Annotated in this window: 23 protein-coding genes; 10 read left to right on the top strand and 13 right to left on the bottom strand. The window is 65.0% G+C overall.

The features are described from left to right. Positions 1-7: 7 nt before the first annotated feature. Positions 8-859: a ParA family protein gene (locus ACVWY5_RS39120; protein ID WP_028335813.1), complete on the top strand. Its 852-nt coding sequence runs from the start codon at positions 8-10 to the stop codon at positions 857-859. 144 nt (positions 860-1003) lie between these two features. Beyond that, the gene (locus tag ACVWY5_RS39125) at positions 1004-1894 is read left to right on the top strand and encodes a ParB/RepB/Spo0J family partition protein (RefSeq protein WP_028335814.1); all 891 of its coding nucleotides are present in this window, start codon (positions 1004-1006) and stop codon (positions 1892-1894) included. Positions 1895-2049: 155 nt separating this feature from the next. Here ACVWY5_RS39125 and holA read toward each other — a convergent pair whose 3' ends face one another. The 4 genes from holA to ACVWY5_RS39145 all read right to left on the bottom strand — a co-directional run bounded on the left by holA (position 2050) and on the right by ACVWY5_RS39145 (position 8329). Next, positions 2050-3081 (bottom strand): DNA polymerase III subunit delta, encoded by a 1032-nt coding sequence (gene holA, locus ACVWY5_RS39130; RefSeq protein ID WP_028335815.1) that lies wholly within the window; start codon positions 3079-3081, stop codon positions 2050-2052. A 116-nt stretch (positions 3082-3197) separates the two neighbouring features. After that, positions 3198-3755 (bottom strand): LPS assembly lipoprotein LptE, encoded by a 558-nt coding sequence (gene lptE / locus ACVWY5_RS39135; RefSeq protein ID WP_028335816.1) that lies wholly within the window; start codon positions 3753-3755, stop codon positions 3198-3200. After that, positions 3742-6366, bottom strand: a complete 2625-nt coding sequence (gene leuS / locus ACVWY5_RS39140) for a leucine--tRNA ligase (RefSeq protein ID WP_028352285.1) — start codon at positions 6364-6366, stop codon at positions 3742-3744. The genes lptE and leuS overlap by 14 nt, the downstream gene beginning before the upstream one ends. A gap of 271 nt (positions 6367-6637) precedes the next feature. Beyond that, a complete protein-coding gene (locus tag ACVWY5_RS39145) occupies positions 6638-8329 on the bottom strand; it encodes a sensor domain-containing diguanylate cyclase (RefSeq protein ID WP_028335818.1) in 1692 nt (563 codons plus the stop codon). A gap of 109 nt (positions 8330-8438) precedes the next feature. On the opposite strand from ACVWY5_RS39145, the gene ACVWY5_RS39150 reads away from it, so the two are divergent. After that, complete coding sequence (locus ACVWY5_RS39150) at positions 8439-9143, top strand: YggS family pyridoxal phosphate-dependent enzyme (RefSeq protein WP_028335819.1); 705 nt, start codon at positions 8439-8441, stop codon at positions 9141-9143. A 145-nt stretch (positions 9144-9288) separates the two neighbouring features. Here ACVWY5_RS39150 and ACVWY5_RS39155 read toward each other — a convergent pair whose 3' ends face one another. Together ACVWY5_RS39155 and ACVWY5_RS39160 are read right to left on the bottom strand one after the other, a co-directional pair. Then, on the bottom strand, positions 9289-10074 hold the full coding sequence (locus tag ACVWY5_RS39155) for a 2-keto-4-pentenoate hydratase (protein ID WP_028335820.1): 786 nt from the start codon (positions 10072-10074) through the stop codon (positions 9289-9291). A 104-nt stretch (positions 10075-10178) separates the two neighbouring features. Continuing rightward, positions 10179-10718: a L,D-transpeptidase family protein gene (locus ACVWY5_RS39160; protein ID WP_028335821.1), complete on the bottom strand. Its 540-nt coding sequence runs from the start codon at positions 10716-10718 to the stop codon at positions 10179-10181. A gap of 242 nt (positions 10719-10960) precedes the next feature. Here ACVWY5_RS39160 and ACVWY5_RS39165 point away from each other — a divergent pair, with 242 nt between their 5' ends. After that, positions 10961-11647: a response regulator transcription factor gene (locus ACVWY5_RS39165; protein WP_016841446.1), complete on the top strand. Its 687-nt coding sequence runs from the start codon at positions 10961-10963 to the stop codon at positions 11645-11647. Between the two features lie 57 nt (positions 11648-11704). After that, entirely contained in the window at positions 11705-12145 is a 441-nt protein-coding gene (locus ACVWY5_RS39170) for a cyclic nucleotide-binding domain-containing protein (RefSeq protein WP_016841445.1), read from the top strand. 88 nt (positions 12146-12233) lie between these two features. Here the strand turns inward: ACVWY5_RS39170 and ACVWY5_RS39175 are convergent, their stop codons facing one another. The 4 genes from ACVWY5_RS39175 to ACVWY5_RS39190 form a co-directional block, all read right to left on the bottom strand. Next, positions 12234-13049, bottom strand: coding sequence for an exodeoxyribonuclease III (locus tag ACVWY5_RS39175; protein ID WP_028335822.1), 816 nt, complete (start codon positions 13047-13049; stop codon positions 12234-12236). A 91-nt stretch (positions 13050-13140) separates the two neighbouring features. Continuing rightward, entirely contained in the window at positions 13141-13959 is an 819-nt protein-coding gene (locus ACVWY5_RS39180) for an outer membrane lipoprotein carrier protein LolA (protein WP_028335823.1), read from the bottom strand. Positions 13960-14059: 100 nt separating this feature from the next. Further along, entirely contained in the window at positions 14060-16540 is a 2481-nt protein-coding gene (locus ACVWY5_RS39185) for a DNA translocase FtsK (RefSeq protein WP_028335824.1), read from the bottom strand. 16 nt (positions 16541-16556) lie between these two features. Then, positions 16557-17783, bottom strand: coding sequence for an aminotransferase class I/II-fold pyridoxal phosphate-dependent enzyme (locus ACVWY5_RS39190; RefSeq protein WP_028335825.1), 1227 nt, complete (start codon positions 17781-17783; stop codon positions 16557-16559). Positions 17784-17962: 179 nt separating this feature from the next. Here ACVWY5_RS39190 and ACVWY5_RS39195 point away from each other — a divergent pair, with 179 nt between their 5' ends. Continuing rightward, positions 17963-18436, top strand: coding sequence for an NUDIX domain-containing protein (locus ACVWY5_RS39195; RefSeq protein WP_028335826.1), 474 nt, complete (start codon positions 17963-17965; stop codon positions 18434-18436). A gap of 185 nt (positions 18437-18621) precedes the next feature. On the opposite strand, the gene ACVWY5_RS39200 is transcribed toward ACVWY5_RS39195, so the two are convergent. From ACVWY5_RS39200 to ACVWY5_RS39210, 3 genes are all read right to left on the bottom strand, one after another. After that, positions 18622-19026 (bottom strand): GFA family protein, encoded by a 405-nt coding sequence (locus tag ACVWY5_RS39200; protein ID WP_016841439.1) that lies wholly within the window; start codon positions 19024-19026, stop codon positions 18622-18624. A 230-nt stretch (positions 19027-19256) separates the two neighbouring features. Next, positions 19257-20705 (bottom strand): ammonium transporter, encoded by a 1449-nt coding sequence (locus ACVWY5_RS39205; RefSeq protein WP_028335827.1) that lies wholly within the window; start codon positions 20703-20705, stop codon positions 19257-19259. Between the two features lie 39 nt (positions 20706-20744). Further along, positions 20745-21083 (bottom strand): P-II family nitrogen regulator, encoded by a 339-nt coding sequence (locus ACVWY5_RS39210; protein WP_024583097.1) that lies wholly within the window; start codon positions 21081-21083, stop codon positions 20745-20747. Positions 21084-21740: 657 nt separating this feature from the next. Between ACVWY5_RS39210 and ACVWY5_RS39215 the strand changes: the two genes are divergently transcribed. Genes ACVWY5_RS39215 through ACVWY5_RS39230 form a run of 4 tightly spaced genes read left to right on the top strand, consistent with a single transcriptional unit; the run spans position 21741 to position 25118 of the window. Continuing rightward, positions 21741-21986, top strand: a complete 246-nt coding sequence (locus ACVWY5_RS39215) for an acyl carrier protein (protein ID WP_028335828.1) — start codon at positions 21741-21743, stop codon at positions 21984-21986. Between the two features lie 4 nt (positions 21987-21990). Further along, the gene (locus tag ACVWY5_RS39220; RefSeq protein ID WP_051376240.1) at positions 21991-23193 is read left to right on the top strand and encodes an acyl-CoA dehydrogenase family protein; all 1203 of its coding nucleotides are present in this window, start codon (positions 21991-21993) and stop codon (positions 23191-23193) included. A 1-nt stretch (position 23194) separates the two neighbouring features. After that, on the top strand, positions 23195-24118 hold the full coding sequence (locus tag ACVWY5_RS39225) for an amino acid--[acyl-carrier-protein] ligase (protein WP_028335830.1): 924 nt from the start codon (positions 23195-23197) through the stop codon (positions 24116-24118). 1 nt (position 24119) lies between these two features. Beyond that, positions 24120-25118, top strand: a complete 999-nt coding sequence (locus tag ACVWY5_RS39230) for a DUF1839 family protein (protein WP_028352286.1) — start codon at positions 24120-24122, stop codon at positions 25116-25118. Positions 25119-25133 lie beyond the last annotated feature (15 nt).

Below are 25133 nucleotides of genomic sequence, written 5' to 3' on the forward strand. Positions count from 1 at the left end.
TTTTGGTATGACTGTGATGGACGAGGTTTATCAAGAGGATAAGGCGTCCCAGCCGCCTGGCCATCCGCGCATCCTGTCGCTCGCCAACCAGAAGGGCGGCGTCGGCAAGACCACCACAGCGATCAATCTTGGGACTGCACTCGCTGCGATTGGTGAGCGTGTCCTGATCGTGGATCTCGATCCGCAGGGCAACGCCTCGACCGGCCTCGGCATCGATCGCCGCAACCGCAGCTGCTCGACCTACGACGTCCTGATCGGCGAGGCGCCGCTGCGCGATGCCGTGGTCGCGACCGCGGTGCCGCGGCTGCATATTGCCGCCTCCACCATGGACCTTTCCGGCCTCGAGCTCGAGCTCGGCACGACGCCGGGCCGCGCGTTCCGGCTGCGCGATGCGATCGCGGGATTGAACAACAACGTCTCGCCGGAAGCCGACTACACCTATGTGCTGATCGACTGCCCGCCCTCGCTCAATTTGCTCACGGTGAATGCGATGGCGGCGTCGGACGCGATCCTGGTGCCGCTGCAATGCGAGTTCTTCGCGCTCGAAGGTCTGTCGCAATTGCTGCAGACCGTGGAGCAGGTGCGCTCGACGCTTAATCCGAACCTGTCGATCCACGGCATCGTGCTGACCATGTTCGACTCGCGCAACAACCTCTCCAACCAGGTCGTTGCCGACGTGCGCCAGTTCATGGGCGACAAGGTCTACGACACCATGATCCCGCGCAACGTGCGCATCTCCGAAGCGCCGTCCTACGGCAAGCCGGTCCTGGTCTACGACCTCAAATGCGCCGGCAGCGATGCGTATCTCAAGCTCGCCACCGAAGTGATCCAGCGCGAGCGTGAGCTGCGCACGCATTGATGTTGCGTAGGATGGGTAGAGCGAAGCGAAGCCCATCACTCTCATTGCGAGCCGCGATGGGTTTCGCTTCGCTCTACCCATCCTACGTTTCTTCTGAAATTCAAGTCTGGAGTACTGCGTGTGAATCCAAGGGAGCTCGCAACAATGGCCGATGAAGCGCGTTCGCGACTGGGGCGCGGGCTGGCAAGCCTGATCGGAGATGTCGGCGGCGAGGCGGCCGCGCATGTCGAGCGGCCGCGCAACCAGCGCAAGGTGCCGATCGAATTCCTCAAGGCCAACCCGCGCAACCCGCGGCGCACCTTCGCCGACACCGAGCTCGGCGAGCTTGCCGATTCGATCAGGCAGCGCGGCGTGATCCAGCCGATCGTGGTGCGTGCGATCAAGGGCACGCAGGACCGCTACGAGATCATCGCCGGCGAGCGGCGCTGGCGCGCCTCGCAACTCGCCGGCCTGCACGAAGTGCCGATCGTGCCGGTCGAGGTCTCTGATTCCGACGCGCTCGAGATCATGATCATCGAGAACGTCCAGCGCGAAGATCTCAACGCGATGGAAGAGGCGCAGGGCTATCACGCGCTCGCCGACGAGTTCAAGCGCAGCCAGGAAGAGATCGCCAAGATCGTCGGCAAGAGCCGCAGCCATGTCGCCAACATGATGCGGCTGACCAAGCTGCCCGCCGAGGTGCAGGCGCTGATCTCGAAGGGCGATCTCTCCGCCGGCCACGCCCGCGCGCTGATCGGCGTGCCGGATCCGCTCGCTGCAGCGAAGCGCATCGTCGCCGAAGGCCTCAACGTCCGCCAGGCCGAGGCGCTGGCGCATGAGGAGGGCGTGCCGGAGCGCAAGCCGCAGAAGGCGCGCAACGGCAGCGCGGCCAAGGTCGACAAGGATGCCGACACGCTGGCGCTGGAGAAGCGCGTCAGCGATGCGCTCGGCCTCACCGTCACCGTCAGCCATCGCGATCCCGGCGGCACCGTCCAGATCAGCTACCGCAATCTCGAGCAGCTCGACGAGGTGGTGCGGCGGCTGGAGGGCGGTTAGAACTTCCGGCATCTCTCCACGTCATTGCGAGCGAAGCGAAGCAATCCATTTCTCCGCTCCTGTGGAGCGATGGATTGCTTCGTCGCTTCAGCGCAAAATTGCTTTGCAATTTTGTCGCGAGCTCCTCGCAATGACGGCTGTACGACCATTGCGTCTCACCCCCGCCGCTTCGCATTCGCCGCGATCGAGAGCAGCGCGCGCTGTGCGATCACGGCCGCAAGCGCGGCCTGCTTGCGCATGTCGAGCGCCGCGGTCGCGAGTTGATCGATCACGTTCACCAGCCGCGGCGGCGTGAAGTTGCGCAGCGCGATCTCGACTGCGGGTTTGCGCGAGAAATGCAGCCGCGGAAATCCGCCTTCGAGCACGGCTGACGCCGGCGTGCCGTCCGCGATCGCCAGCGCCGATTTGTGCAGCCATGCCGCCTGGCGCTGCGCGGCCGAGATGATCACGCCGGGATAGGTGCCGGCGACCATTGCTTTCGTGAACTCGCTCTCGACCAGCGCGGCATTGCCGGCGAAGGCGCCGTCGACGATCGGGTCGAGCTTCAGCTCGGAAGCGTCGGACACCACGGTCATGACGTCCTCGAGCGTGATCTCACCCTTGCCGTGCGCGAACAGCGCCAGCTTGCGCAGCTCATTACGCGAGGCCATGCGGTCGCCGCCGAGCAGCGACATCAGCACCGCGCGCGCATCTTGTGCGAGCCGCAGGTTCGACACGCGCAGCTCGTCCTCGATCAGCTTGGTGAGGTCGCGCTCGGTGTCGGGATAGCAGCCGATCGCCACCGCATTCTTGGCGCGCTCGCAGATCTTGCGCAGCGGCGATTCCGGCCTGAGCTCGCCGGCCTCGATCACGATGCGGCAATCCCTGAGCGCGGTGGTCTCGGTCAGCGTCTCGACGCCACTCGAGAAGTTGCGCGAGCCGGCGCGGACGCGGATGGCGCGGCGGCCGCCGAACAGCGGCACCGTCATGGCTTCGTCGACCAGCCGCGACGGCTCGGCCGCAAGCTCGTCGCCATCGAGCCGCACCAGCGAGAACGGATCGTTGGGATCGTCGACCGCGGAGGCCATCAGCGCGTCAGCGCGCTCGCGCACCAGCCCGAGGTCCGGGCCGTATAGCAGGATGATCGGACGGCCGGCGTCAGGCCGGGCGAGGAAGCTGTCGATCTCTTTTCCGCGAAGCGCGACCATCTAGCCTTGAACCGTCATTCCGGGGCGCCTCGCCAGAGGCGAACCCGGAATCTGTAAATGATGGATCGAGATTCCGGGTTCGCGCCGCTGGCGCGCCCCGGAATGACGCCAACGCATCAAGTTCCGGTGGAGAAGAAGGAGGCGAGCCGGGTCTGGATGTTGTCGGCGATCTCCTGTGCGGCGCGGTCCTCGGCGTCGCGGAAGGCGCGGGCGCGGGCGAAGCGCTGGTAGGAGCCGGGCATGTCATAGGACACGCGCGAGAAGGTGGTGCCGGTCATGACAGACTTGTTCGACGCGATCTCGACCAGGTTGAACTGGGCGTCGATGCCGTAGTTCTCGCTGGTCGGCAGCGCCGTGGCCTGGTCGATCATCAGCGAGGAGCGGCTGGTGGTGAAGCGCAGCACCAGCCGGTGCGTCGGCGCCACGCCGGTGGCGGTGCCGTAGAGCTTGAAGGCGAGGGCGTTGCGGACCTCGACGCCGACCCGGGCCTCGCGCGAGGCGTTCGGCTTGTCGACCGGCGGAACTTCGACGGCCATCAGCTTTTCGCGCAGGGCGGACGACTGACCGTCGAGGGTGCGCTCGGCATACATCGGCTGGAAGCAACCGGCCGTCAGCGCGGCCAAGGCAGCCACGGCCACGAGCCGGGCGGCGATCCTGATCCTAGCCGACAACATTGACGATCCTCATGGGCACCACGATCACCTTGCGGACGGGTTTGCCGCCCAAGGCGGCTTTTACCGCATCGAGCGCCAAAACGGCAGCCTCTATATCCGCATTTTGGGCCGCCCGTGGCACGGTAACATCACCTCGTTTTTTACCGTTGACCTGGACGACCAGGGTCACGCTGTCTTCAACCAGCAAATCGCGCTCGATTTGCGGCCAATCGGCCTCGGAAACCAGCCCGGTCTGGCCCAGAACCACCCAGCACTCCTCGGCCAGATGCGGCATCATCGGCGAAAACAGCTGCACCAGGATGGTCGCCGCTTCCTTGACGGCCCAGGCCAGGTCCGGCGCTGGCTTGTCGCCTTTCGCCAGCACCTCAGACAGCGCATTGGCGAACTCGCGGATATGGGCGAGACACACGTTGAAATGCAGCCGCTCGATCCCGGACGACACCTTGTCGAGCGCGCCATGGGCGGCCTTGCGCAGCGCCAGCGCCTCGGGCCCGAACATGGCCGGCCGGGCCGCCGGCGCCGTCTTGGCGATCTCGGCCGATTCGTTCACCAGCCGCCACAGCCGCTGCACGAAGCGCGAGGCGCCTTGCACGCGTTCGTCGCTCCAGATCACGTCGCGATCCGGCGGCGAGTCCGACAGCATGAACCAGCGCGCGACGTCGGCGCCGTAGCTCGCGATGATGTCGTCGGGGTCGACGGTGTTCCTCTTCGACTTCGACATCTTCTCGATCGGGCCGATCTCGACGTCTTCGCCGGTCGCCATCAGCACCGCGCGGCGGCCATTGCCGGCAACCTCGATCTTCACCTCGGCCGGTGTGACCCAGCTGCCGTCGGCCTTCTGGTAGGTCTCGTGCACCACCATGCCCTGGGTGAACATGCCGGCGAACGGCTCGCTCATGTCGATGTGGCCGGTGGCCTTCATCGCGCGGGTGAAGAAACGGCTGTAGAGCAGATGCAGGATCGCGTGCTCGACGCCGCCGATATACTGGTCGACCGGCATCATCCGGTTGGCAACCGCGGGCGTGGTCGGCGCCGTCTCGTTCCACGGGTCGGTGAAGCGCGCGAAGTACCACGACGAGTCCACGAAGGTGTCCATCGTGTCGGTTTCGCGCACCGCCTTGCCGCCGCACTTCGGACAAGTGACGTGCTTCCAGGTCGGGTGATGGTCGAGCGCGTTGCCCGGCTTGTCGAAGCTGACATCCTCCGGCAGCGTGACCGGCAACTGGTCGTCGGGCACCGGCACCACGTCGCAGGTCGGGCAGTGGATCACCGGGATCGGGCAGCCCCAATAGCGCTGGCGCGAAATGCCCCAGTCGCGCAGTCGGAAATTCACCTGCCGCTCGCCGACCGGCGCATTGCCGCGCAATTCAGCCTCGAGGCGCTTGGCGACCTCTTCCTTGGCCGCTTCGATCGTCATGCCGTCGAGGAAGCGCGAATTGATCATGCGGCCGTCGCCGTCATAGGCAACGTCGGTGATCACGAACGTCTTAGGGTCCTGGCCCTCGGGGCAGACCACCGGCACGTTGCCGAGATCGTACTTGTTGACGAAGTCGAGGTCGCGCTGGTCGTGCGCCGGGCAGCCGAAGATCGCGCCGGTGCCGTATTCCATCAGCACGAAGTTCGCGACATAGACCGGCAGCTTCCAGTTCGGATCGAACGGATGCACCGCCTTGATACCGGTGTCGAAACCCTGCTTCTCGGCGGTGTCGATGATCGACTGCGCGGTGCCGATCTTCTTGATGTCGGCAATGAACTCCGCGAGCTTCGGCTTCTTCGCGGCAGCCGCCTGCGCCAGCGGATGATCCGCCGAGATCGCCATGAACTTGGCGCCGAACAGCGTATCCGGCCGCGTGGTGAAGATCTTCAGCTCGCTCTCGCCGGCCGGCGTGGTCGCCGCATCCAGCGCGAAGCGGATCAACAGGCCCTCGGAGCGGCCGATCCAGTTGCGCTGCATCAGCCGCACCTTGTCGGGCCAGCGGTCGAGACCATCCAGCGCTTGCAGGAGCTCCTGCGAGTACTTCGTGATCTTGAAGACCCACTGGCTCATCTCGCGCTGCTCGACGACGGCGCCGGAGCGCCAGCCGCGGCCGTCGATCACCTGCTCGTTGGCGAGCACGGTCATGTCGACCGGATCCCAGTTCAGCTTGCGCTTCTCACGCTCGGCGAGGCCGGCGCGCAGCATGTCCAAAAACATCTTCTGCTGATGCTTGTAGTAGCTGGGATCGCAGGTCGCGAACTCGCGCGACCAGTCGAGCGACAGCCCGATCGACCGCAGCTGCTTCTTCATCGCGGCGATGTTGTCGTAGGTCCAGGCCTTCGGCGCCACCTTGCGCTCGATCGCGGCATTCTCCGCCGGCAGGCCGAACGCGTCCCAGCCCATCGGGTGCAGCACGTTGTAGCCCTTGGCGCGCATGAAGCGGGCCAGCACGTCGCCGAGCGTGTAGTTGCGGACATGGCCGATATGGATGCGCCCCGACGGATAGGGGAACATCTCGAGCACGTAGTATTTCGGCCGCGGATCGTCGTTCTTGGAGGCGAAGATCGCCTTTTCGTCCCACAGGCGCTGCCAGCGGGGCTCGGATTCACGGGCGTTATAGCGTTCGGCGGTCATGAAATCGCAAGGATTTTGGGTGGCTTTGGGTGGTTTTCGGGTCCCGTCCGGGGACGGCGGACTAGGCCACAAAAGCGCCTGCGCGGTCAACGGCTTGGGGCCTCCAAACGCCCCATCCTCTCGCGCAGCCGCCCTGCCGCTGTCGCAGGGGCTCCGTCTGCAGCCTCCTCGTCGTCCTGGCGAAAGCCGGGACCATAACCACAGGGCGTTGTCGCGGCGTCGCCGATGGTCACGGTTCCGCGCTCATCGCGCCGCTCGACCAGGCACAATCTCAGCTCGCCAGCGCCATCCCGGCTTCGTCCAGCGTCTGCAGGAAGCCGTGCTCGATCACGGCGTTGCGGCCGCGGCGCTTGGCGGCGTAGAGCGCGGCATCCGCAGCTTCGATCAGGTCGCCGGGGCGCTGGGTCTCGTTGGGCCTGGTCGTCGCGACGCCGACGCTGACGGTGACGACGCAATGGCTCGAGGATGCATGCGGCACGGCGAGGCCGAGCACCGCGGTGCGCACGGTCTCGCCGATCGCGAGCGCATGCGCGGCGTCGGTGTTCGGCAGCAAGAGGCAAAATTCCTCGCCGCCATAGCGGCCGGCGAAGCCCATGGTGTCGGCGGCGATCCCGGACAGCACTTCGCCGATCCGGGTCAGGCAGGCATCGCCTTCGGGATGGCCGTAGGTGTCGTTGTAGAGCTTGAAGTGATCGACATCGATCATCATCAGCGACAGCTCGCATTCATATTGCTGCGCCCGCATCCATTCGAAGTCGAGCCGGCTCTGGAAGCCGCGGCGGTTGGCGAGGCCGGACAGCGCGTCGATCGAGGCCATCACGGTGAGACGATCGTTGGAGGCGACGAGCTCGCGCTCGCGCTGGCTGAGCTGCGCCGCCATCGCGTTGAAGGCGCGCGCCAACGGCACGAATTCCGCCGGCAGCTTGTGCTTGGCGACGCGCGCCGACCAGTCGCCTTCGCCGAACCGTCGCGCCATGCCGGTCATCAGCTCGATCGGATGGATGACGAGCCGCTCGGCGCCGACCAGCGCACCTAGCAAAACGAAAAGGCAGACGAATCCGAGCTGCAGATAGGCGGTGCGGATCTCGCGGTTGATCGCCGCCGTCACCTTGGCCTCGTCCATGCTCACGATCAGGCGGGACTGCGTGCCGGCGATGCGCGCGAAGCTCAGCGTGCGCTGTGCGCCGTCGGACGCGGTGAACGACACCGAGCCGGACGGCTCGTCATAGCTCAGTGCCTTCTCGGCGATCGCCGCCATCAGCGGGATGGTATCGAGCGAACGGCCGATCAGGCTCGCATGGTCGGCGGGCGCGGCGATCACGACGCCGGTAGAGTCGACCAGCACGGCCGACATGCCGGGCTGGCCGCCGAGATTGGCCATGATCTGCGACAGCCAGTCGATATTGATGCCGGCGACCACGACGGCATCCTGCTCCGGATTGATCGCGGCCACCGGATAGGCGGCCATCATCATCGGGCGGCCGTTGGTCCTGCCACGCAGATAGTCACTGAACACGAAGCCGCGGTTGTCCTGCGCCTTCTTGAAATATTCGCGGTCGCCGACATTGAGGCCGACCTGGACGTTGAGGGTCGAGCACTGCACCAGCCCGTCCCTGGAGACGAACATGATGCTGCGGATCCAGGGCAGCACCGTCGGCAGGCTGGCGCGCAGCACCTCGCAGCTCTGCGCGATGCCGCCGGAAGCGCGGATGTAGGCTGCGGATTTCAGCATGGTCTCGACCGAGGAGACCACCTCGCGCTGGGTTTCCGCGGCATGCGCGGTGAGGCTGGCATAGCCGGCCGCGGCCTGCGCGATCTGCTTGCTGCGGGAATCCTCGAGCGTGCGGACGCGGTCCAGCATCAGGGGCGCGACCAGCATCAGCGCAAGCAAGGCCAGCCGGGCACGAATTCCCAGAACCTTCTTGAGCCTGACCCGGTTGCGGTTGAAAGTGACGCCCGACATTCTGTTCCCTTGCCCGTGCGCAAGGTAGAATGCAGGGCTTCAAAAAGCCTTTCCCGAATTTGGTAAAATTCGAGCCAACCCCCCGCACCTGTCAGAGAACGGCACAAGCATGACGCAAAGCCCGACCACGCCGTTACCGGCCGATTCACCACATGGCCTAGCCGCCGTCGAACGCGAGATCGCGCATGCCTGCAAGGAAGCGCGGCGCGATCGTGCGTCGGTGACCTTGATCGCGGTGTCGAAGACGTTCGCGGCCGACGCAATTTTGCCGATTATCGGCGCCGGACAGCGCGTATTTGGCGAAAATCGCGTGCAGGAGGCCAAGGGCAAGTGGCCGACGCTAACCCAGGCTCATCCGGGACTGCAGCTGCATCTGATCGGACCGTTGCAGTCGAACAAGGCCAAGGAGGCGGTTGCGCTGTTCGATGCGATCCATTCGGTCGATCGCGCCAGCATTTGCGAAGCGTTAGCCAAGGAAATCAAAAATCAAGGCAAGCACCCGGAACTGTTCGTCCAGATCAATACCGGTGAGGAGCCGCAGAAGGCCGGCGTCGCGCCGCAGGATGCGGATACCTTCATCGCGGCATGCCGTGACACCTACGGCCTGTCGATCTCGGGACTGATGTGCATCCCGCCGGTCGACCAGGCGCCGGCGCCGCACTTCGCGCTCTGCGCCAAGATCGCCGCGCGCAACGGCTTGACGAATCTCTCGATGGGCATGAGCGCGGATTTCGCGGTGGCGATCCAGATGGGCGCCACCCATGTGCGGGTCGGGTCGGCGATCTTTGGCACGCGGACGGTGCCGCATAACTGACTGTCGTCCTGGCGAATGCCAGGACCCATAACCACCGTTGTCGCTTGCAGGATGAGTGTCTCGCCGCGCGCCCTTTTCTGAGGCCGCGGTGTATGGGTCCTGGCCTTCGCCAGGACGACATTGGTGCATGTGGCGGGTGCGCAGCCTACGCGAACTTCACCGACACATTTCCGATCGCGCCGAAATCGGCCGCGAATTCATCGCCGGCGGCAATCGGCAGCGGTGGGTGGCAGGTGCCTGTGGTGACGACCTCGCCTGCCCGCAAGGTCAGCCCCAGCGCGCGCAGCTCGTTGGCGCACCAGGCGAGCGCTGCGCGGGGATCGCCGAGCACGTTCTTGCCATGGCCGATATAGCGCTCGCCGCGCAGCGTGATGACCGGGCGGTCCTCGACCAGGTCGATCGCACGCCAGTCGGCTGTCGTTGCGGGTCCGAGCACGAACAGATGCGCACAGGCATTGTCGGCGATCAGCTGCGCCTCGCCAGCGGCGACGAAATCGGCGAAACGCGAATCCGGAATCTCGATCGCCGGATGCAGCGTCCCGACGGCCTCCAACACCTCCTGCACGCTGTAAGGCGTCGTGCGCGGCGCGAGATCGCGCGCCATGCGGAAGGCGTATTCCGGCTCGCCGACGCGCATCTCGTTACCCTGCATCGACGCGGTGCCGCCATCCGGTATCACCGTCTCGGCAAGGATGCGCCCGGCGAGCGGTCCGGTGACATTGATGTGCTTCTGGCCGGCCGCGCTGGTCGCCGCGATCTTCCAGCCGAACAGTTTTTCGCGCGACGTCTTTTCCAGCTCGGCCTGCACCGCATAGCCCTCGGCGCGATCGCGCGGCCGAATTGCGCCATCGAGCGCTGTGAGCTTGGTGCCGGCGTGCCAGTGATCGTGCAGGACCTTCGAGGCGGCGGCGATCCGGTTGTTGTCGAGCATGCTGTTTCGCTCCCCGCGGGAATTATTCTCTTCTGTGCACGATCTCAGCACAAACGCGTCGCGTCTGTCGCGTGGGAAAAGCGATGTTCAGCCATTCGACAACTCTAGCCGATGATGATCCTGGTCTGCGGCGACATCCGCCGCAACAGCCGCAGCATCGACGCCTTCGTCATCGAGACGCAGCCCGCGGTAGGCGAGAAATTCGGCCGCGCCAGATGCAGGAACACAGCGCTGCCGCGGCCGGCGACGCGCGGTGCGGCGTTGTGATCGATCTCGATAATGAAGTCGTAGAGATGGTCCTCGCGAGTCAGGCGGTCGCCGCCCTGCGCGCGATCGAGCCGGATCGGCTGGTTGTAGTGACGGTCGGCGGGGTCCTCGCACCAGGCGTCCTCGCGGCGGATCGGCCGGGTCGGCAGGAAAGTCGTCGGACGCTGGTGCCGGTCGGCGCGCCACCAGAGCTGGCGCGGATGGAAGACGCCGCGCGGCGTGCCGCCGTCGCCCTCGCGCTTGTTGGCGATGATTCCGCCGCGTCCGAGCGCCACCGGCACGGTCCAGCCGTCGGCCGACAGCCAGCCCCGGCGCGGGTCGCCGGCGGCTGCTCGGACCTCGATGATGGAGAGCGGGCGATCACGTTTAACTGTCATATAAGTGATTGAAATAGCTGACCTTCCCTTAAGAATCGTTCCAAACAGAGCTTGCCTTGGAGGTTCAGAACATCCTATCTCCCGGCATTACAGGACATTCACGTCCTGCCCCGCCGGATTTGAGGTAGACTGCGTTGCCTTGTGAATCGGTAACAATCGCCTACCTGAACACATATCTAGCCGATGTTACGGCCATAAGCGTCCTTCGCTTCTGACCGCCCCGCCCCCGAAGGATTGTACCTATGGCCAATGCCCGCAAGATCTTGATCGTGGATGACGATACCGATCTGCGCGATACGCTGGTCGAGCAGCTGTCGCTGCACGAGGAATTCGAAGCCTCCGCAGTCGACACCGGCGCCAAGGGCGCCACTGCCGCCAAAGCCAATTCCCCCGATCTGGTCCTGATGGACGTCGGCCTGCCCGACACCGACGGCCGCGAAGTGGTTCGCTCGCTCCGCAAGGGCGGCTTCAAGGCTCCGATCATCATGCTGACCGGCCACGACACCGATTCCGATACGATCCTGGGGCTCGAATCCGGCGCCAACGACTATGTGGCGAAGCCATTTCGGTTCGCGGTGCTGCTGGCCCGGATCCGGGCGCAGCTCCGCCAGCACGAGGCCAGCGAGGACGCGGTGTTCTCGGTCGGCCCCTACTCGTTCCGGCCCGGCTCGAAGATGCTGACCGGCGCCAATGCCAGGAAGGTGCGGCTGACCGAGAAGGAAACCGCGATCCTCCGCTTCCTCTACCGCGCTGGCCAGATGCCGGTGTCGCGCGAGACCCTGCTCCAGGAAGTCTGGGGCTACAATTCCGGTGTCACCACCCACACGCTGGAAACCCACATCTACCGCCTCCGCCAGAAGATCGAGAAGGACGCCGCCAACCCGGAAATCCTGGTGACGGAAGCCGGTGGCTACAAGCTGGTGCCGTGATACGCTTTGCGCTCAACGATTCGTGAAATCGAGGCGCACCGCGGTTACCGGACCTGAATGTCGATCGATGATGACGTAGCCCTGCTCGAGCGGGTCCCGACAATGCGTCTGTTGGGCGAGAGCTCCTTGCGCATGCTGGCGATCGGCTCCGAGCAACGTGATTTCAACGCAGGCGACGTGCTGTTCAAGGCCGGCGACGCTGCGGACGCCGGCTATGTCGTGCAGCGCGGCACCTTCCGGGTCGAGGAAGGCGGCGCCGAGATCATCGCCGGCCCCGGCGCGCTGATCGGCGAGCTCGCCTTGATCGTCGCCATGAAGCGGCCGTCGACCGCCACCGCGCTGGAGCGCGGCTCGGTGATCCGCGTCGCGCGCAGCCTGTTCCAGCGCGTGCTGGAAAGCGATCCCGCCGCGGCCCGCCGGCTGCGCGACGAGCTCGCGCTGCGCACCAGCCAGCTCGCAAGCGATATCCTGATGGCGGGCGGGAAGCTGAGCACTTAGCTGCTGAGATTTTGGCCGACAGCGGAACCGCGTACTCCACCTCTCCCCTTGTGGGAAAGGCAATCCGAGCAAGTTGACAGGATTAGTCCTAAACCTCCATCACCGCCGTGACCGGCACGTGATCCGACGGGCGCTCCCAGCTGCGGGCGTCGCGGGTGATCTTGAAATCGCTGACCTGGTCCTTCAGCGCGCGCGAGACCCAGATGTGATCGAGCCGTCGGCCGCGATCGCCGACGGTCCAGTCCGCCGCGCGGTAGCTCCACCAGGTGTAGACCTTTTCCGACATCGGGATCCGCTCGCGCGCGATGTCGAACCATTCGCCATGCGCCTGCGCGGCCAGCAGCTTCTCGGTCTCGACCGGCGTGTGCGAGACCACCTTGAGCAGCTGCTTGTGCGACCACACGTCGTTCTCATGCGGGGCGACGTTGAGGTCGCCGACCAGGATGTGGCGGTCGTCGCCGCGCGGATGCAGCGGCTCGCAGGCCTTCATCTCGTCGAGGAATTGCAGCTTGTGCTCGAATTTCGGATTGAGCGCGGGATCGGGAATGTCGCCGCCGGCCGGCACGTAGAAATTATGCAGCACCAGCGGCTTTGACAGCTGCGCCTTCTCGCCGAAGGACACCGAGATGTGTCGTGAATCGATCTTGTCGCAGAACGTCCTGATGTCGGTCGTCTCGAACGGCAGGCGCGAGACGATGGCGACGCCGTGATAGCCCTTCTGTCCGTTCAGCGCGACGTGCTCATAGCCGAGCCGCTTGAAGCGCTTGAGCGGAAACGCATCGTCGATGCATTTGGTCTCCTGCAGGCACAGCACATCCGGCCGCGCGCTCTTGATGAACTTGGCGACGGTGTCGATGCGCAGGCGCACCGAATTGATGTTCCAGGTGGTGACGGAGAACCGCATGAGGACAGCGTCTTAGCACGGTTCTCGGTGCGGGTTGGCGCTTTGTCCACAAGCAAGCGCTCTACCCATCCTACGCAACTACGCAGCGCGCCTACCCCGGCGAGGTGCCGGGATAGGTCGTGAAGTCGATCTTGAACAGCGCCGGATCGGGCTTCTGCGTCGCGTCGAGATTGTAGACCGCAACGGTCGTGTCGTAGCCCTGCGGGTCGGTGACGGTCCACTGCTTGAGCTTGCCGTCCTTGGCGCCGATCATCAGCAGGAAGCGGCTGGTGCCGACCAGCGCCTGCTTTTCCTCGATCGTGATGCTGACGAACACGTCGTCGGCGGTGACGCTGATGACGTTGGTGTCCTTCATCAGGTCGATGCGGTCCGACAGCAGATAGCGCAGCGGGGTCTGCGACAGCGGATAGACGTCCTGGGTGGCGAGCCTGCGGTCGCGCACCGCGACCGAGGAGCCGTCGGCGATCACCTCGATCGGGCTCGGATCGTCATATTCGAAGCGCAGCTTGCCGGGTTTCTGGATGTAGAAATCGCCCTTGGTCTTGGTGCCGTCGGGGCCGACCTGGACGAAATTTCCGACCAGCGTTTGCAGCGACGAGAGATAGGCCGAGACCTTGGCCGCCTGCGCCTTCTGGTTGGCGTCGAAGGTCTGGAAGATGTTGGCGGGCACGTTGCGGCGCGGATCGGGAATCACCGGGTTCGGCGGTGCCTGGGTGGCGCCGGTCGTCGTCGGGCCCTTGTCCGCATTGGTCTGCGCGCCGGCGTCCTTCTTTGGCGCAGCCTTGGATCCGGCGTTGGGCGCGGGCTTCGGGGGCGGCGCATTCTGCGCAGTCGCCGCGCCGGCGATCGCGGCGGTGACGAGAAGAGCCAGCGCGGTGCGCGTGCCGCGGTCAATGAGGTGTTTTGCCATCAGATGTGTCAGGTCTCTGTTCGACGCTCGTCCCGCTGCGCCGGATTTTATCCCGCCTCTTCCGAGGGAGATATGGTTTTTCCGTGATGATCGCCCCCGATCAGAACTGGCCTTCTTCCTCCCCGACCAGGATTTCGCGCTTTCCGGCGTGATTCGCCGGACCAACGATGCCCTCAAGTTCCATCCGCTCCATCAGCGAGGCCGCGCGGTTATAGCCGATCTGCAGCCGGCGCTGAATGTAGGAGGTCGACGCCTTGCGGTCGCGCTTGACGATCGCAACCGCCTGCGTGAACAGATCGCCGCCGCCGTCGCCGCCCATGCCGGTGGCATCGAACACGGCTCCGTCCTCGTCGGTCGGCTCATCCGCGGTGACGGCTTCGAGATATTCCGGTGCGCCTTGCGTTTTGAGGTGACGCACGACCTTCTCGACTTCCTCATCCGAGGCGAACGGTCCGTGCACGCGGCTGATGCGGCCGCCGCCCGCCATGTAGAGCATGTCGCCCTGGCCGAGCAGCTGCTCGGCGCCCATCTCGCCAAGGATGGTGCGGCTGTCGATCTTCGACGTCACCTGGAAGGCGATCCGGGTCGGGAAGTTCGCCTTGATCGTGCCGGTGATGACGTCGACCGACGGACGCTGCGTCGCGAGGATGACATGCAGGCCGGCGGCGCGCGCCATCTGTGCGAGGCGCTGCACGGCGCCTTCGATATCCTTGCCGGCGACCATCATCAGGTCGGCCATCTCGTCGACGATGATGACGATGTAGGGCAGCGGCTCGAGGTCTAGCTTCTCTTCCTCGTAGATCGCCTTGCCGCTCTCCTTGTCGAAGCCGGTGTGGACGGTGCGCGTCAGCTCTTCGCCCTTGGCCTTGGCTTCGACGAGGCGCGCATTGTAGCCGTCGATGTTGCGCACGCCGAGCTTGGCCATCCGCTTGTAGCGCTCTTCCATCTCGCGCACGGCCCATTTCAGCGCCACCACCGCCTTCTTCGGATCGGTGACGACGGGCGTCAACAGATGCGGGATGCCGTCATAGACGGAGAGTTCGAGCATCTTCGGATCGACCATGATCAGGCGGCACTGGTCCGGCCGCAGCCGGTAGACCAGGCTGAGGATCATGGTGTTGATCGCGACCGATTTGCCGGAGCCGGTGGTGCCGGCGATCAGCATGTGCGGCGTGCGCGCCAGGTCGATGATGACGGGGTCGCCGCCGATCGTCTTGCCGAGGCACAGCGGCAGCTTCGCAACCGAATCGACGCTTTCCTTGGCGACCAGAAGCTCGCGCAGATAGACCTTCTCGCGGTGTGCGTTCGGCAGCTCGATGCCGATCGCGTTACGGCCGGCGACGACCGCGACGCGGGCCGACAGCGCGCTCATCGAGCGCGCGATGTCGTCGGACAACCCGATCACGCGCGACGATTTGATGCCGGGCGCCGGCTCGAGCTCGTACAGCGTGACCACCGGGCCGGGATTGGCCTTGACGATTTCGCCGCGCACGCCGAAGTCCTGCAGCACGCCTTCGAGCGAGCGCGAATTGGTTTCGAGCTCGGCCTTGCTCAGCGGCTGGCGATCGCTGGCCTTCGGCGCACTGAGCACGGAGACCGAGGGCAGCTCGAACTTGTCGGAATTCTTCTTCTTCGGCTTCGGCTCGGCCTTCTTGCGCGGGGCGCGGGCGGCGGGAGCTTCTTCCTCCTCGTCCTCCTCTTCCTCATCGTCGTCGAAAGCTTCAGCCTCGTCCTCATCATGGTCTTCGTGTGCGGGTGCGATCGAGGGCGCCGAGCGGCCGCCGCCGATATTCGGCTCCTGGCGCTCGAACGCAGCACTGCGACCCTGGGCTCCGCTCGAGACCAGCGATTTGTAGGCGGTGGTCAGCAGCCAGCCGAGCCGCGCTTTCGCGCTCATCAGCGCATGGAACAGCCAGCCCAGCGAAACCGAGCTGCGGTCGTTGTCTTCGTCCTCGACGAAAGGCTCGTCATCGTCGGAGATCGGCGTCAGCTCGTCGTCCTGCTCCTTGGCGCCCCAGCCGCAGGCGAACAGGAAGCTTGCCGCCATCGCGACGAACAGGATCAGGCCGAGCACGACGCGATAGATGAAGCCGGGCGGGCCGAACACGACGGCTGGCGCGCGCAGCAACGCGTCGCCGACCACGCCGCCGAGCCCGGTCGGCAGCGGCCATGCGGTGTTGTGCGGCCAGCAGCTGGCGAAGCCCGCCGCGATCACCGTGCACAGGATCCAGCAGCCGAGCCGCAGCGCCTCGCGGTCGAACGGGCGATGCGTCAGCATCCGCCAGCCCCACACCGCGACCGGCAGCACCAGCATGATCGCGCCGAGGCCGAGAATCTGCATCAGGAGGTCGGCGCCGATCGCGCCGGGATAGCCGAGCACGTTGCGGATCGCGCGCGAGGTGGCGTGGCTCAGCGACGGATCCTGCACCGACCAGGTCATCAGGGCCGCCGTGATGGCGCCGGACAGCGCGATCAGGCCGAGCCCGGTGAGTTCGCGCAGCCGTCGCGCCAGCGCCTCGCGGAGCGAGAGCGGCAGATGGCCGACCAGGGGGATGACACGTTCGATCGCTGGCATACTCAATCTTCGCGCTTCGCGATTAACCCAGGGTTTCGACCAGGCGATGCATCGCCTCGGCCGTCGATTCACTGTCGGAGACGAGCGCAAGGCGGATATAGCCCGCGCCCGGATTGGAACCGTCGTTCTGCTGGCGCGCCAGATAGCTGCCGGGAATCACGCGCACGCCGGCGTCGCGATAGAGCCTGACCGCCGCGGCCTCGTCGCCGCCGCGCTCGGAGACGTCGAGCCAGACGCAGAAGCCGCCGGCGGGACGCTTGTAGCCGTAGCGGTTGCCGAGGATCTGGTCGGCGAAATCGAACTTGATGCGATAGAGCCTGCGGTTTTCCTCGACATGCGCCTCGTCGCTATAGGCGGCGACCGCGACATGCTGCAGCGGCACCGGCACCTGCGGTGCGGCGACATTGCGCAGCTCGTGGAATGCGGCCAGAAACTTTCTGTCGCCCGCGGCGAAGCCGACGCGCATGCCCGGCAGGTTCGAGCGCTTCGACAGGGACTGGAACGCCACCACATTGCTGAAGTCGGGACCGGCGCATTCGAGAATGCTGCCCGGCGCCTCGCGGGTGTAGATCTCCGAATAGCACTCGTCGCTCAGGATGATGAAGCCGAAGCGATCGGCGAGCTGCTTCAGCCGCGTGAAATAGGCGCGCGAGGCGACCGAGCCCTGCGGATTGGCGGGCGAGGCGATGAAGAACGCGACGGTCCGCGCCAGCGTCGCCTCGTCGATCGAATCAAGGTCGGGCAGGAAACCGTTGCCGAGCGTCGTCGGCAGGTAAATCTGCTCGCAGCCGGCCGCGCGGGCGCCGGCGCCATAGGCCGGATAGAACGGGTTCGGCATCAGGATCGCCGGCCGGCCCTTGCGCGGCGCGACGTAGCGCGAGGCTGATATCGCGGCAAAGAACAGCCCCTCGCGGCTGCCGTTCAGCACCATCACCTCGCTCTCGGGGTCGACCGGCCGCGGCAATTGGAACCGGCTTTCCAGCCAGCTCGCCACGGCGCGGCGGAACGGTTCGATGCCCTTGGCGATCGGGTAGCGGCCGAATTCGGCGGTATGCCTTGCCAGCACCGGGTCGACGAAATCGGGCACCGGGTGCTGCGGCTCGCCTAATGACAGCGTAATCAAGGGTTTGGCAGGCTGATAGGGCGCCAGCAGCTCGGTGGTACGCAGGAAAGGGGAACGCTCGGCCTGGCCGGCGGATGCGACATCGCCGGCGCCCTGCGCCAAGCCGGATGAGGCGGTCATTGCCATGATTGAAATGCCAGCACTTTCACTGCGGTCGGAGGGTAAGGGCGCCGACCGTAAACCGATCAAGTCACCATAGATAGGGCGAGGTTAAGACGCGATTAACCATCGGCGGTGCGGCACGATCGGCCGTCGCGTGATATCAGCGCTGACGCCAGAAAACCGCATCGAAGTTGCTCCGAGACATGATCCATCGCCGCGCCGTCCGGGCGCTCATCATCACCGGCGAGCGCGAAGTCCTGCTGATGCGGATTCGCCCGCCGCACGGCGGCGACTGCTTCTGGATCGCGCCGGGCGGCGGCGTCGAGAACGACGAGACGGCGGAAGCGACGCTGCAGCGGGAACTGGCCGAGGAATTGGGGCTGATCGATTTCGAGCCCGGGCCCGCCGTCTGGCGGCGTCACCACACCTTCAACTGGGGCGGCCGGCGGATTTCCCAGAAGGAGGAGTACCGGATCGTTCACGCGGATCGCTTCGCGCCCGTGATGGCCGACGAGGCCGAGGCGCGCATGCTCGATTGCTTCCGCTGGTGGCCGATCGCCGATCTATCAAGCGCGCGGGAGCGCCTGACGCCGGTGTCGCTTGCCGATATCCTGGAACGCTATTTGCGCGACGGCGCACCCAGCGAGCTGCCGGATGAGGAGGTCCTGATCGACTGACGCTCGACTATCGTAACCTCCCCTTGAAAAGGGGAGGTCGCTTTGCTCGCGGGAGCAAAGCGGGTGGGGATCTGCTCTCTCCGCTTGCAGCGTCGCCTGCGGCTGACCCCCATCCCGACCTTCCCCCTTTCAGGGGGAAGGAGAAGCGGGACCCGTCAGCTCGATCTGCGCTTCGGCCTCGATGTCTACCGCGCCGGCAGCTTCTCGAACGACGGCTTGCCCTCGGGCAGGTGGTGGAAGGTCTGCTTGTCGCAGGTGTAGATCGTCATCTGCGGGGTGAACACCGAGGGGTCGTCGAAGGTGCCGACCTTCAGGATGGTGGCGGGCAGGCCCGGCACCTTGGTCACGAGATGCGTGCCGCATTCCGGGCAGAACTCGCGCGTCACGGCGCGGTCGAGATCCTTGCGGGTGAACTGCTTGGGCTCGCTGGCGGTGTATTTGAAGCCGGTGGTCGGCATCGCCATGAACATGTTCGGTCCGCCGCCCGTGATGTACTGGCATTCGCGGCACAGGCACTGCGCCGCCATCATCGGCTCGCCCTCGGCCTCATAGCGCACGTTGCCGCAATAGCACCTGCCTTGCACCTTCATGACGTCCTCCCGTTTTCGTTGTTCGTAGCCTGTCATTCCACAATGGCAGCCAATTCCGACAATATTTTCTCAAGCCGCGGAAAAAAGAAAGGGGCCCCAGCTTGCGCTGGAGCCCCTCAACGGCCCGGACATTGCCGGGTATGTGTCCGGACCGTAGTTCTGGGAACGACCGCTTGGGGAGGTCGCGCCCCGGGAGAACCCAAATTAACGGCCCTCAAGGGCCGTTAATTTTACATGTTGTAGGCGCGCTCCGTGTGCTCGGTGATGTCGAGGCCTTCACGCTCGGTCTCGACGTTGGCGCGCAGCCCGACGATCACGTCGACGATCTTGTAGAGGATCGCCGAACCGATGCCCGACCACACCAACGTGGTGGAGACGCCCCAAACCTGCGAGATCATCTGCGCCGCGAAGTCGTAATCGGCGACCTTCGGCGGGATCGCGGTGTAGTCGATGATGCCAGCGCCACCGAGCGCCGGGTTGACCAGGATGCCGGTGCCGAGCGCGCCGACGATGCCGCCGACGCAGTGGACGCCGAACACGTCGAGCGAGTCGTCATAGCCGAGCGCGTTCTTCACGACCGTGCAGAAGAACAGGCAGACCACGCCGACCACGAGGCCGAGCACGATGGCGCCCATCGGACCGGCATAGCCGGCCGCCGGGGTGACCGCGACGAGGCCCGCGACCGCGCCCGAGAGCGCGCCGAGCAGCGAGGGATGGCCCTTGATGATCCATTCCGCGAACATCCAGGACAGCGCCGCCGCGGCGGTCGCCACGAAGGAGTTGGTCATGGCGAGCGCCGCGCCGCCATTGGCTTCGAGGTTGGAGCCGGCGTTAAAACCGAACCAGCCGACCCAGAGCAGCGAGGCGCCGATCATGGTCATGGTCAGCGAGTGCGGAGCCATCAGCTCCTTGCCGTAACCGGTCCGCTTGCCGATCAGCAGCGCGCCGACCAGGCCGGCGATACCCGCGTTGATGTGCACGACGGTGCCGCCCGCGAAGTCGATCGCGCCCTTCTTGAAGATCCAGCCGGCATCGGCGTTGATCTCGTCGAGCTTGGCCTGCGCCGCGGTCTTGGCCGCGCCGTCAGCCGCAGCGGCGAGCGCCTTGGCGGCATCCTGGATCGCGTCCGGGCCCGGCCAATACCAGACCATGTGCGCGATCGGGAAGTAGATCAGGGTGACCCAGAGCGGGATGAACAGCGCGATCGCCGCAAACTTCATGCGCTCGGCGAAGGCGCCGACGATGAGGGCCGGCGTGATCGCCGCGAACGTCATCTGGAAGCACATATAGATGAGCTCCGAGATGTTGGCGTCGACCGAGAAGGTCGCCGCCTTCGAGTCCGGCGTGACGCCCATCAGGAACGCCTTGGAGAAGCCGCCGATGAAGTCGGAGCCGCCGGTGAAAGCGAGGCTGTAGCCGTAGAGGGCCCAGAGCACGGTGACGAGGCAGACCGTGTAGAACACCTGCGCCAGCACCGAGAGCATGTTCTTGGAGCGGACCAGGCCGCCATAGAACAGCGCGAGGCCCGGGATGGTCATCAGCAGCACCAGCACCGTCGAGGTCAGCATCCAGGCGTTGTCGCCCTTGTTGACGGTCGGCTCGGCGTAGGCGGCGGTCGCGGCGAACAGGCCGACTGCAAGGGCCGCCAGTCCCGCGCCATAGGGACGCTTGAACGTCATGTTATTTCACTCCTGAGGTCTTAAGGTTTGAGCGCGAAATCAGAGGGCCGCGGCATCGGCCTCGCCGGTGCGGATGCGCACGGCGTGTTCGAGGCTGATGACGAAAATCTTGCCGTCGCCGATCTGGCCGGTCTTGGCGGCGGAGGTGATGGCGTCGATGGTCTTGTCGACCTGATCGGAATTGACCGCGACCTCGATCTTGATCTTCGGCAGGAAGCTCACGGCATATTCGGCGCCGCGATAGATTTCCGTGTGGCCTTTCTGACGGCCGTAGCCTTTGACTTCCGTCACCGTGAGACCGTGAACGCCAATGGCGGTCAGGGCGTCACGGACCTCTTCGAGCTTGAATGGCTTAATGATCGCCATAACAATTTTCATGAGTCCTATCCCCGCTTGGCCCGGTGCGAATGAACACCGGGAGTTTCGACTGAGGTTCACCACGCGGAGGACATCCACTACGCGGGCACAGCCTGGACCCTTAGAATCAAATGCCGTGCCAAACGGCCGGAGTTCGCTAATGGATTATGAATCCGGACCTTTTCCCGCTTTGCGGGAGGGGGTTGCCCCTGCGCTATTCCGCCGCGCCTAAAATATGGTCAGGCCTGTCTAGAACGCAGGCAGGGCTAACTCCGGACACAATTCTGCTCAGCCGCGGTGCAGTACGCGGTATCCGGCGAGGGCTTCCGGGCCCGCCCCGCGGTCCGCGGCCACTCTCTCGATCATGTCGCCATTCGCGTCTGCCGGACGGTTGCGCGATGGGAATTTGATGTTGGGTTTCATCGGCTTGTTTGGGTTCCCACCCGAAACAGGACCGGCGCAAAGACATTTGCGGGCACCTCGCCGCGTCGTTCTGCGCGAAGCGGACAAGGGCTCGCATCAGGTACGCCCGCCAGGATGGCAAATGCCGGACTTTTGCGGACGCTCGTTACGGATCGTTAGCTGTCTGTAGCATTGTAGTTCCGGCGTTAACGCCGCGGTTGCCGTCGTTGCGCTATTGCCGCCGCATAAGAACTTCAATGACAGGTGGGGCAACCAATGATTGAACGTATCCGCGCGCTGCTCGAGCAGCAGCCGATGATTTCGCTGGATTTCAACACAATCACCGACGACACGAATCTCTATGACGCAGGGCTGACATCGTTCGCCACGGTGCAGGTAATGCTGGCGCTTGAGGAAGAGTTCAACATCGAATTTCCCGAAGCGATGCTCACGCGACGGACCTTCTCGTCGCTCGCCAACGTCGCGGACGCCGTTTCACGGCTGACACAGCGGGCGGCGTAAAACCATGAGCGTGGTGAGAAAGATAGAGCCCGTGCCGGCCTCTGCCGCCACGCCGGCCGAGCGCATGCATCGGGTCGCCAAGGTCGCGGCGCAGCAGGTCGATGCGGTAGACCGTGAGGGCCGCTTCCCGGCCGATACCATCGAAGCATTGAAGCGCGAGCGCCTGCTCGGCGTCGCGATTCCCGTCGAGCATGGCGGGGAGGAATTGGGCACGATGGAGATCGCGGAGCTGATCGTTCAGCTCGCCCAGGCGTGCGGCTCGAGCGCCATGATCTACGCCATGCACCAGATCAAGACGTCGAGCTTCGTCAGCCATGGCGGCGCCAGCGACTGGCATCTGGCCTATATGCGCCGCATTGCGGCGGAGCAGTTGCTGATGGCCTCGGCGACCACGGAAGCCGGCATCGGCGGCAATTTGCGCAATTCGATCTGTGCGGTCGAAGTGGCAGACGGCCGCTTCTCGCTGACAAAGGAAGCAACCGTTATTTCCTACGGCCGCCACGCCGACGCGATTCTTGCCACGGCGCGGCGCGCTCCCGACGCGGCAAGCTCCGATCAGGTGATGGTTGTCATTCCCGCGGACCTGAACCGCACGCTGGAGCGCACCTCCGTATGGGATACGCTCGGAATGCGCGGCACCTGTTCGGACGGTTTCCATCTCGTCGCGCATGGCGACGCGGCGCAGATCTTCCCCAAGCCGTTCTCGGAGATCGCGGCACAGTCGATGCTGGCGAGCTCGCATATCTTCTGGGCGGCGACCTGGTTCGGTATCGCCACCGACGCCTTCAATCGCGCGCAAGCATTCGTCAAGGCAGCGGCGCGCAAGCAGGCGGACGGAAATCTGCCGCCGGGCGCGCTTCGGCTCGCCGAGGCGGCCGCCCTGCTTCAGGAGATGAAGGGTCATCTCACGGCCGCGATTGACCGCTTCGATGCGGCCAAGGGCAATGACGACGCGCTCTCCTCGATTGGCTTTACCGCCGAGATCAACGCGTTGAAGGTCGCTGCGAGCGAGAAGGCTGGGGCGATCGTGCGGCTCGCCATGCTGGTCAACGGCATCGTCGGCTACAAGAACGGCACGCCGTTCAGCGTCGGCAGACACCTGCGCGATGTGAGCTCAGCGCCGCTGATGATTTCGAACGACCGTATTCTTTCCAACACCGCGACGCTCCTGCTGATGAGCCGCTTTGACACCAGCCTGAGAGGTTGAGATGGACGCCAAGACGTTCGATGCCAAGAGCCTGCTCGACACCCTGTTCGACAAGAGCATCCTGTTCAAGACCGGAGTAGACGGGCTTTATGGCCGCTCCGGCGTTTTCGAAGACGTGATCGAGCGCTTTGAGCGGCTCGTGACCAGCATCGGAGCGCCAGACAAGGCAACCCGCATCCACTTCCCACCGGGCATGAGCCGCGCCACGCTTGAAGGCAGTGGCTATATGAAAAGCTTCCCGCAGCTTGCAGGCTGCGTGCATTCCTTCATGGGCGGTGAGCGCGAGCATGCGCAGCTTCTCGGTATGATGGCTGCGGGGGAGGACTGGACCGAACTGCAGCAGGCGACGAACGTCGTGCTGACGCCAGCCGCCTGCTATCCGCTCTATCCGACCGTTGCCGCGCGTGGTCCGGTGCCGGATGACGGTGTGCTATTCGAGCTTTCCTCTTATTGCTTCCGTCATGAGCCTTCCAAGGATCCCGCGCGCATGCAGCTGTTCCGCATGCGCGAATTCGTCCGCATCGGAACGGCCGAGCAGGTGTGCGCCTTCCGCGAAAGCTGGCTGGAGCGCGGCAAGGCGATGATCGAATCCCTCGACCTGCCCTGCGAGGTTGATCTCGCCAACGATCCGTTCTTCGGTCGCGGCGGCAAGATGATGGCCAACAACCAGCGCGACGAGGGACTCAAGTTCGAGCTGCTGATCCCGGTAACCAGTATCGAGAAACCGACGGCCTGCTTGTCCTTCAATTATCATCGCGACCATTTTGGCCAGACCTGGGGCCTCAAATTCGCGGATGGCAGCCTGTGCCACTCAGCCTGCGTCGGCTTCGGGCTGGAGCGCGTGGCGCTCGCGCTGTTCCGCCACCACGGGCCTGAGGTCGAGGCATGGCCGGCTTCCGTGCGCGACACGCTTTGGGGCAACTGAAATGCAGAGTGCCATCGCCGGGCTCGATCCGGCCGACTACAAACCGCACCTGCTCCACGACGCGGAGCGGCGATGGCCGCAAACCAACTGCTATGTCGATCTTCTGATCGAGGTCATGCATGCGAACGGGAATGACCCGGTCGCTGCGCTCGGCTTCACCGTGGCGCAGGATTTCGAAGGCGACCAGTTCACGTTCTTCAAGTTCCCGACGGCCGACCTGCAGCGATTGGCCGGCCTGGATATCCAGGAACTGTCCGTGTTCGATCGTCTGGAGGCGCACGTTCTCAATCAGATCGAGCGCGGGCGGCTGCCGCTGGTCGAGGTCGATGCTTTCTACCTGCCCGACACGAAGGGCATCACCTATCGCAGTGGCCATTCCAAGACGACGATCGGCGTCAACGTGCTCGTTCCCGGGCGCCGCCACATGGCCTACTTCCACAACGACGGCTACTTCGCCCTGGACGGCGAGGACTATGATGGCATTTTCGAGCAGCGCAACGGCGCGCCGGCCGGCGGCCTGCCGCTGTTTCCCTATGCCGAGTTCGTCAAGTTCGACACCACGCGCCCCTCGCGCGATCCGGTCAGTGCGGCCACGGAAATCCTCGCGCAGCATCTGCGGCGGAGGCCGAAGCGCAATCCGCTCGATGCCTATGCGGCCGTGTTCGGCGGCCATGCTGAGGCACTGGCCGCCCGGTCACCGGAGTATTTTCACGTCTACGCCTTCAACACGTTGCGGCAGGTGGGCGCCAATTTCGAACTCCTCTCCAGTCATCTGGAATGGCTGGGACGGCACGGCGAGACCGGTCTGGCCGAGGCGGTCGAAGCCGCCGCGACAATCGCCGAGGGCGCCAAGGTCATGCAATTCAAGCTCGCCCGCGCCATGGCCCGGCATCGGTTCGATGGGCTCGCGGACGCCATCGGGCCGATGGCCAAGGCCTGGCAAACGGTGATGAACGCTCTGGACGGTCGCATGGCGGATCTCGCCAGCAAGGCAGCGTAGGACCGGCCTTCCGGT

Source organism: Bradyrhizobium sp. USDA 3256, assembly GCF_054058275.1.